Raw genomic sequence first — 5,987 nt, 5'->3', positions numbered from 1 at the left:
GGCTGAGGGCGCCGTCGGTTTCGATGCTGCCGTCGTTTTGCCAGGTGTCGCCGGTGGCGGTGATGCTTTCTTTGGAGAGCAATTTGCCGCTGGCGGTTTGCGTGAAGGTGCCAACGGTCAGGCTGATTTTTTGCGCTTGCAGTTGGCTGCTGTTGGTCCAGTCGGCGACGTTGAGGGTCAGTTCGCCGTTGGTGATAAAGCTGCCGCCGGCGTTGCCAACATCGGCCAGGGCCAGGGCGAATTGGTTGCCGAGGTGGCGGACGTTGCCGCTTTGGTTGCTCAGGCTGGCGCTGGTGAGGCTGAGTTGGCTGTTGCCGATTTCCACCAGGCCGCCGTCGTTGTTAAACAACCCGCCGATTTCAAATTGGCTGCTGCCGGTGCTGCCGAGCGCGCGCAGTTTGCCGCCGCTGTTGCTGAGGCTGCCGGCTTTGAGGAGCAAGGTGGTGGTGCTTTCGATCAGGCCGCTGCTGTTGTCGAGGTGGCCGGCGAGGTCGAGGTCGATGCTGTTGGCGCCGAGGGTGCCGCCAGCGTTGTTAAGGCTGCTGGCGGTGGTTTTAAGAGTGGTTTTGGCCAGCACGGTGCCGGCGTTGTTGCTGATGGCGCCGCCAGTAAGGGTGGCTTGGCCTGCGGTCGCGGCAATGCGCCCGCCGTCGTTGATCAGGGTGCCCGTGGCGCTGAGGTTAACGCTGTCGCCTTGCAGGGTGCCGGCGCTGTTGACCGTGGTGCTGCTGATTATTTTGAGTTCGCTGGCGTCGGCCTGTGCGCTGCCGCCGGCGTTGATCAGGGTTTGCGTGTTGATGGTCAGGCCATCGGCTTTGCTCAGCAGCAGGCCGTCGGCGCTGTTAATCAGGGTGTTGGCCAGGGTCAGGCTTAGGGCTTTGTTACTGGCGATGGTGCCGGCGCTGTTGTCGAGGGTGTCGCCGGTGATGGTTAGGGTTTGTTGCGCGACGATCTGGCCGGCGCTGTTGTTGATATTGGTTGCGTTGACGGTGGCGTTGCCAACGGCCAGCACTTTTTTGCTGCTGTTGTTCAGCTGTTGCAGGTCGGTGTTGAGGTTGCCTTGCGAGGTGATGCTGCCGTTGTTGTTAACGGTGCCGCCTTGCAAGTCCAAAAGCGCGGCGCGGTTGCCGCTGCCGTCGGCTTTTACCCCGGCTTCGAGGCTGCCGTTGTTGCTGGTTTGTGCGCTGGTCAGGGTCAGGTTAGCGCCGCTGGCCAGGCTGCTGGCGATGTCGATCTGGTCGGCGGTGAGGCTGGCGTTGTTGCTGGCGTAGACGGTGTCGGTCAGTTCGATTTGTTTGGCATTGGCAGTCAGGTTGCCGGCGCTGGCCACGCGGGCCACGGTGAGTTTGCCGTTGGCGTCGATCTGAATATCTTCACCGCTGGCGGCCATATCGGCGGCGAGTTTTACCCCCACGCCTGCTTCAGTACCGACTAAACGAATCGCCCCGGCGTACATGCCGCCCAAGGCAGAACTGTCGATAGCCAGCAGCGGTTTGCCGTTGGCGTCGTCGGCTTTGGCGGTGGCAGCCAAGGTGGCGGCGTCTACGTCGTTGCGGCCGGCGATGATATTTAGGCGCTGGGCTTGCAACTGGGCGTTGAGCTTGGCGCTGCGGGTGATCAGGTCGAATTGGCTGATGTTGCTGGCGTTAAGGCCGGCGCCTTCGACGTTGATTTCGCCGCCGTTAACGTCGAAATGATCGAGGCGACCGTTGTCGATCACGGGGGTGCCGGTAGTGAGCGTGGCGCGCGGGGTGTTGATAAACCCGCAGCCATCGCAGGTGATGCCGTGGGGGTTGGCAACCACCACATGGGCGCCCTGCCCGGCCACTTCGGTGTAGCCCTTGAGTTGGCTCTGGTTGCCGCCAGTCACTTCGTTAAGAATCAGGTTGGCGGCACGGCCATTGAGGTTGCTGTTGCCGAGAATCACGCCGCCCAGTTGGGTTTGGTTAAACGCGGCAGTGCCGTTGTTGAGGATCAAACCCTGCTGGCCGACGTTGTAGTCGGTGAATTTGTTATGGGACAGACCGCTGCCGTTAGGCGTGGCGATGTTCACCACCGGCACGCCATTCTGCGCGCTGCCCAAGTTGGTGTTGCCGCCCGCTGCCGCGTCCACCGTCAGCTCTGCAGCGGTGCTGACGATGGGGTTGAGGAACATCACCCCCATCAGGATGCAGGCGATGTTTTGGAACAGCGGGCTACGAACGTCCATTTCGGTACTCTTTAATCGGTGTTTGAAGGGCGCTGCCGGTGAAGGCGTTGCCTTACTTCCAAGGTGCGTAGGCGTGTGCACACCTGCCCCGCAGTGCGTTGCGGCGCACTGGAGGGCGTGGTGTTTACAGATGGTTAGTCGCTTTGGTATTTGGGCGAACGCGGACCGTACAGAAGGCCTGAGCCTTTGGCGGTGGAAAGCAGCCTGCCGCTGGTGGTGCCGGCGATGGGGTACGCCGCATCTTCCATGGAGCTGTTGATGATCTGCGTTACTGCCGCCGTCACCAGCATGCCCACCAGGCCGCCACCCGAGTTGTTGTTACCTTCGTTGCTGGATGCCGTGGCCGAGCCGGTCCACAGCGTGGTGCCGGTTTTCAGGTCCACCAGACGGGCACTGGCGGTCACGGTGGTGGCACTGCTCAGCACCAGGTACTGGGTGCCGTATTGGCTCACGGTGATGTACAGGCCGGCATCGGCGCCGAAGATTTCGCGCAATTTGGCCGGGGCCACTTCGTGGGCATCGTTGGCGGTGCTCAAGCCATTCTGGCGGAAGGTTTCATCCACCAGCCCGACCGGCACCACGTAGTAACCGGCTTCGGCGAGCGGCACGGTGACTTGCGAGAGCATGCCGTAGGTGGCTTTGACGTCGGGCGACTGGTTCACCGGCGGCAGTACCAGAATCGAGCGCGGCCGCGCTTGTTTGTACGCCGAATAATCGAGGCTCTTTTGCGTGCCGGCACAGCCGCCTAGCAGTGCCAGTGCCACAAGCCATGCACAGGTGCGGTAGAGGCGCGCCATTATTTAACCTCCGCGGTTTTCTTCTTCATCAAGAAGTCCATGTACGGCGCCGATTCTGGAAACAGCGCCTTTTCGTTTTCAAACGAACGCATCGTTAGTTCGTCGTCGCCCAGGCTGGAATACAACAAGCCCATTTGCGCGTAGAAACCGGGCGGTATCGCGCCGTTTTTGGCCTGGATTTTTTGCAGATCGGCTTTCAATACGTCGAGCTGCGCTTCGGGCGAGCCACCGTTGAAATGCTCACGCAGTTGCGGCTGGTAGTTGCCCCACTGGTACAGCGCTGGCTGCCGCGCGCAGCCTCCTAGTGCCACGCTACTAACTAGCAACATGGCGGCCATCGCCCGCCCGGAAAACATCAAATTCATACCCTGCTGCTCCTTTTCAATGCTTCAGTTACGGCTTCCATGCGCCGCTATCGACCGCGCCAACCAGCTTTTCCACCGCTTCACGCATGGCCAGGTCGAGTACCTTGCCGTTCAAGGTGGAGTCGTAGCTGGCGGTACCGCCAAAGCCCACCACTTCGCGATTGGAGAGCGAGTACTCACCTGCGCCCTGGGCGGAATACACCACCTCGGAGGTGGAAATATTGACGATATTGAGCGCCACCTTGGCGTAGGCGACTTGGGTTTTGCCGCGCCCCAAAATGCCGAATAGCTGGTGGTCGCCCACTTCTTTGCGGCCAAACTCGGTCACATCGCCGGTCACGACATAATCGGCACCGCTCAGGCGCTGAGCCTGGCCCTTGATTTGCGCTTCCTGAAGGGTTTCGCCCATGTTGTCGCGGTCCAGCACCTTGAAGCGGTTGCTCTGCTGCAGGTGGGTGATCAGGATGGTTTTCGCCTGGCTGCCCAGACGGTCCACACCGTCTGAAAACACCCCGCGCATATAGCTCGAGCGGTTATCAAACTTGCCCACGGCAATCGGGCTGCGGGCGCCGTTGTAGACGGAAGCGGCACTCACCACTTGCTGCACAGGCACACTGCGCGAGGACTCGGTGGCGCAGCCGGCAAGGCCCACCACAAGCAGCGCCAGCAGCGCTGGAGAAGCCACGGTTTTATTTATCAACATGCGGTGAAACTCCCTGGTAAACAGTTAGAAAAAAAGGTCGAGGCGGAAATACACCGGGTGCTCCTGACGCTCGATGGCGTCGGGGCGTTCCAGTGAGCGGGCAAAGGTCACGCTGGCGGCGAGGTTTTTGCCGCGGGTGCTGAATTCGATGGCGTTGCCGGAGAGGCGCCCGTGTTGGTTGCCGTTGTAGCGGTCGCCCTGAATAACGCCCAAGTCATAGGCCAGGGCCACGGCGTATTCCTGCAGGAAGGGGCGCAGGGGCTCGAAAGCCACCGGGCGACGCCAGCGCAGTTGGTTACGCCAGTAGGCGCCGCTGTCGCCGGACAGCGATTGCTCTTTAAAACCGCGCACCGAGCTTAAGCCGCCCAGGCTGATGCGCTGCGGGCTGAACAGCACGTCTTCGCTGCGCTGGCCGTTGATCAGGCTGTCGACGCTGAAGTTTTCATTCCACAGGCTGAAGGGCTGCAGGTAGCTGGCGGTGAGGCTGTATTTGTTGTAACGCGACACCGGCTGGGCGCGGTGCGGGTCGCCAGCGCCTTGGGCGTCAAAGGCGCCGCTGCCTTGTTGCCAGCCGATATCAAGGTTGACGAAGGCGGTGCCGATACGCCGGCCATGGTTAAAGCCGAGCTGGTTTTCGGTCAGGCGTTGGCTGGAAACGTCGATCAGGTTGTTGTTCAGGTAGTTGCGGGTTTGCAGGTGGCTGATGCCGAAGTTGACCGCGGTTTTGCTCAGGTCGTCGCGGTGCAGCACACGCTCAGCACGCAGACTGTGGGTTTTGCTGTCGCCGTCGGAGCCAAACACAAAACCCGCGCCTTCGCTGCGGGTGCGGTAGTAGCTTTGCGCGTAGCTGTAGTTAAACGACCACCAGCCATAGGGCACGTTGTAGCCGACGCTTTGGTTGGCCGAGTGTTTCCAGTGGTCGCTGACGGTGTCGCCACCGCCGCGCAGGCTGAGTTGATCAGCCAGGCCCAGCGGGCTGTCCCAAACAAAACCGGCGCCCCACTGTTGTTCGCCGGTGGAGGTTTGCCCGTCGTTGTGGCGGTTGAGGTTGGCTTGCCAGGGTTTGCCGGGCTCACCTTGCAACCGCACGCGGCTGCCACCCACTTGGGCGCCGGGCACCAGTTCCATTTGCGCGGGGCGCGATTGCAGGCGGTTGAGCTGGTCGACCATCTGCTCCATTTCCCGCAGGTTAAGCACTTCGCCGGTGGTGCCGGGAAAGGTCATGGCCATTTCGCGGGGGCTGGCGATGGCCGATTCGTCGAGGCCTTCGAGGCGCCCTTCCACCACCAATATCTGCAACTCGCCGCTGGCCAGGTCTTGCTGCGGCAGGTAGGCGCGGGAGGTGACGTAGCCATCGTCGATGTAGAACTGGGTGATGCTTTTCAGCAACTCATTAAGCTGCGCGCTGCCCAGGCATTGGCCTTCATACGGGCGCAGCAGTTCGGCTTGGCGGCTGGCCGGCAGCAGCGTGGCGCCTTGCAGGGTGATATGGCGAATGGCAAAACACGGCGCGTCGGGGTTGGCGGCCGGGGCTGGTTTTTCGCTGGGTTTGCCGGGCAGTTGCTGGAGTTCGTCCAGACGTTTTTGCTGTTCTTGCAGGATGCGCTCCTGGCGGTCGCGGATTAAATCGCGGTCGGCAGGCAGTTCGGCGGCAAGGGCGATGGGAGCAATAGAAGTAACAGCTAACAGGGCAGCAATAAGCGCCCTAAAACGTAGCGAAGACATGCCTTCAGTCCCTTGAAGAGGGTGATGCGAAATTGAGAAGGCGCGGATTAAACAGGATTAACAAAACCCTGGCGACGCTTTTTTGACCCACTGGCCACTATTGCGACATCACTCACAGAGTGGATAGCGAATGGCTTACAAACCCGCAAAATTTTTCCGACTTTTGCACCTTGTAGGGTGTGCTGTGC

5 protein-coding genes are annotated in these 5,987 nt (G+C 61.1%); all 5 read right to left on the bottom strand.

Annotated features, from left to right (window positions below):
• On the bottom strand, positions 1-2,209 hold a 2,209-nt coding region (locus tag AAAB16_RS04560), incomplete at its 3' end, for a filamentous hemagglutinin N-terminal domain-containing protein (protein WP_340662274.1).
• Positions 2,210-2,343: 134 nt separating this feature from the next.
• Positions 2,344-3,006 carry a DUF799 domain-containing protein gene (locus AAAB16_RS04555; protein ID WP_340662273.1) on the bottom strand — a complete coding sequence of 221 codons (663 nt, stop codon included), beginning with the start codon at positions 3,004-3,006 and terminating at the stop codon, positions 2,344-2,346.
• Positions 3,006-3,371 carry a DUF4810 domain-containing protein gene (locus AAAB16_RS04550; RefSeq protein ID WP_340662272.1) on the bottom strand — a complete coding sequence of 122 codons (366 nt, stop codon included), beginning with the start codon at positions 3,369-3,371 and terminating at the stop codon, positions 3,006-3,008. The genes AAAB16_RS04555 and AAAB16_RS04550 overlap by 1 nt, the downstream gene beginning before the upstream one ends.
• A gap of 28 nt (positions 3,372-3,399) precedes the next feature.
• The gene (locus AAAB16_RS04545) at positions 3,400-4,074 is read right to left on the bottom strand and encodes a CsgG/HfaB family protein (protein WP_340662271.1); all 675 of its coding nucleotides are present in this window, start codon (positions 4,072-4,074) and stop codon (positions 3,400-3,402) included.
• Between the two features lie 24 nt (positions 4,075-4,098).
• A complete protein-coding gene (locus AAAB16_RS04540) occupies positions 4,099-5,799 on the bottom strand; it encodes a ShlB/FhaC/HecB family hemolysin secretion/activation protein (protein WP_340662270.1) in 1,701 nt (566 codons plus the stop codon).
• Positions 5,800-5,987: the final 188 nt, after the last annotated feature.

It is taken from the genome of Pseudomonas sp., assembly GCF_037994325.1.
Classification (GTDB): domain Bacteria; phylum Pseudomonadota; class Gammaproteobacteria; order Pseudomonadales; family Pseudomonadaceae; genus Aquipseudomonas.
Note: the sequence above shows the minus strand (reverse complement) of the source record. Positions and strands in the feature narration are given on the sequence as shown.